The sequence below is a fragment of the Desulfopila aestuarii DSM 18488 genome (assembly GCF_900143695.1).
Lineage (GTDB): Bacteria > Desulfobacterota > Desulfobulbia > Desulfobulbales > Desulfocapsaceae > Desulfopila > Desulfopila aestuarii.
In genome coordinates, this window is record NZ_FRFE01000087.1 from 1 (window position 1) to 3,031 (window position 3,031).

Sequence of the window (3,031 nt, forward strand, 5' to 3'; positions counted from 1 at the left end):
ATGGTGCCGGATATTCAGCGTACCGCCGAACTGGTGCAGGAAATTTCTGCAGCAAGTAAGGAACAGGATACCGGCGCTGAGCAAGTCAACCAGGCAATTATGCAGCTTGACCAGGTTATTCAGCAGAATGCCTCCGCTTCAGAAGAGATGGCTTCGACCTCGGAAGAACTGTCCAGCCAGGCAGAGCAACTGCAGGATACCATTGCTTTCTTCAAAGTCGATACCAAGGCAGGCTCAAAGGTTCGTCATGCCGCGCAGCCGGTAACCAAAAAGAAGCAGGTAAGCCTGCCTGCTCCAAAGCAGGTATTGAAAAAGAGCAAAAAGGCAACATCTGCAGCTGGTGGTTTGGACCTGGATATGGGCAGTGACAGCAGTAAGCTTGACGATGAATTTGAGCGGTTCTAGGTCGTGGACTTCTTTAAAGTCGATACAAGGTGAGAAACTTTGATTCTCCACGCAGTTCGTTTTTACAACGAAGGATGTAATTTTAACGAAGCCGAAAAAAATAAAGAAAAAGTCATTGTTAAAATAGCTATCAGGTTTCAATCGATGTCCAAGTTGGAATTCTGAAGATCTTTCAATATTAATATGGGAGGAATAATATGCTCAAAATGAAAGACATCCGAATGAAACCAAAGCTGATCAGCCTTTTTCTTCTCGTTGGACTGGTACCTCTGACCTTGATCGGTTGGTGGGCCAGCCGACTGGCTGGTGATGCCTTGCTCGAAAAATCATTCGACCAGCTGAGCTCGGTGCGTGAGATTAAGAAGGTGCAGATTGAGAAATTCTTTGCCGATCGCCAGGGAGACCTTGATGTTCTCAATGAGATTGCAAATACCTTGCGGATTGAAGCATTTCGTAAATTGGAGGCGCAGCATGATCTGAAAACCTCAATGCTTATGAACTACTTTAAAAAGGCCTTTCTCGATATGGAGTTGTTTGCCCGCGGAAAAGATGCGGAAATTCTTTATGATCACCTGGTCCAATACCATTGGGATACCAACGTGTCTGAAGATGGGCCATATAACGTTGACACTCCTGAATATAACGATATCTGGAAAACATACGGTAAAAATGTAACTCAATTTCAGAAAGACACTGGTTATTACGATATATTTATGATCTGCGCCGCCCATGGGCATGTTATGTACTCTGCGGCAAAAGAGGTCGATCTCGGAACCAATATTCGGACCGGCCCTTATAAAGACTCGGGTCTGAATGAAGCATGGGAAAAAACAGTCAGGACCAAGAGCATATCTATTGTTGATTTCAAGCCCTATGCTCCGAGCAACGGTGAGCCAGCTTCTTTTGTTGGAGTACCGATGTATAAGGGAGACATGCTTCGTGGGGTCATGGTTGTGCAGCTCTCCAATGAGCATATCAATAACCTCATGACCACGCGGTCGGGACTTGGCAAAACCGGTGAAACCTATCTGGTCGGTACTGATAAATTGATGCGCTCAGATTCCTTCCTTGATCCCGTCAATCACAGTGTCAAGACATCGTTTGCCAACCCAAGTAAGGGGCGAGTCGATACAGAAGCCGTCAGGTGGGCATTGGCCGGTGAGGATCGATCTGATGTCATAAAGGATTACAATGGTAACCCGGTGCTCTCAGTTGCCGCACCAATTACGATTATTGATCTCACTTGGATCATGGTTGCAGAAATTGATGTCGCGGAAGCATTCAGTCCGGTGGATAACAAGGGAAATGAATTTTACAAAAAATACCAGGAATTGTATGGATATTATGATCTTTTCCTTATGAATCCGGATGGATATGTGTTCTACACTGCTAGTCGGGAGCCTGACTATCAGACGAATATGGTAGACGGCAAATATGCTGGTTCAAATCTTGGTAAGTTAACAAGAGAAGTATTGGAGACTAAAACATTTGGTATTGCCGATTTTGAACCGTACGCACCCAGTAATGGAGTTCCTGCGTCTTTTGTCGCCCAGCCTGTCGTTCATGAGGGTGATGTTGAGTTGATTGTGGCCCTGCAGTTGCCTCTTGAGGCAATTAACTCGATCATGCAACAGCGTGAGGGCATGGGGCAAACCGGGGAAACCTACTTGGTGGGCTCGGACAAAAGGATGCGCTCCGACTCTTTTCTTGACCCACAGGCACACTCTGTTGCGGCGTCTTTTGCCGGTACGACAAGTGCAAACGGAGTGGACACCGAAGCCGTCAAACAGGTAATTGCCGGAGAAAAAGGTACAAAAATTATCACCGATTATAACGGCAATAGTGTCCTGTCGGCATATACACCGGTACGATTTGGCAATGTTACCTGGGCTGTCATCGCTGAAATTGATGAAGCCGAGGTTCTGGTGCCTATACAACGGCTTATCAAGTCTGTGGTTGTCGCTGCGGTCGTCATTTCTGTGATCATTGCAATAATCGCCTTGCTGGTAGCCCGGGGGATCGCCAATCCACTGATTACCGGTGTTGCTTTCGCAAGGGCGGTGGCAACCGGTGACCTCACCGCTGAAATCAAAATAAACCAGCAGGATGAGATAGGACAACTGGCTGCCGCTCTCAACGACATGATGACGAAACTGAAAGATGTCGTCGCGAGTGTTATCAGCGCAACAAATAATGTCGCCTCTGGCAGTCAGCAACTTTCTGCCACTTCCGAAGAAATGAGTCAGGGGGCAACCGAACAGGCCGCAGCCGCTGAAGAGGCGTCGAGTTCTATGGAGCAGATGGCTGCTAATATTCGACAAAACGCCGATAACGCGCTGCAGACCGAGAAGATGGCCAGTAAGAGCGCTGAAGACGCCAAGAAAGGTGGTGAGTCAGTTGCTAAGACGCTCGCAGCCATGAAAGAAATAGCAAATAAGATTTCAATAATAGAAGAGATTGCCAGGCAGACCAACTTGCTGGCCTTAAACGCTGCCATTGAAGCTGCAAGGGCCGGTGAGCATGGAAAAGGCTTTGCCGTAGTCGCGGCTGAGGTCCGCAAGCTGGCAGAGCGGAGTCAGCATGCCGCAGCCGAGATCAGTGATCTTTCAGGCAGCAGTGTAGAGGT

1 protein-coding gene and 1 pseudogene are annotated in these 3,031 nt (G+C 47.7%); both read left to right on the forward strand.

Annotation, left to right across the window (positions count from 1 at the left end; genetic code table 11):
- Positions 1-405, forward strand: a pseudogene (locus BUF15_RS26365) (hypothetical protein); the annotation flags it as partial.
- A 197-nt stretch (positions 406-602) separates the two neighbouring features.
- The coding region (locus tag BUF15_RS27990; RefSeq protein WP_073617354.1) for a methyl-accepting chemotaxis protein at positions 603-3,031 on the forward strand (2,429 nt) is incomplete at its 3' end.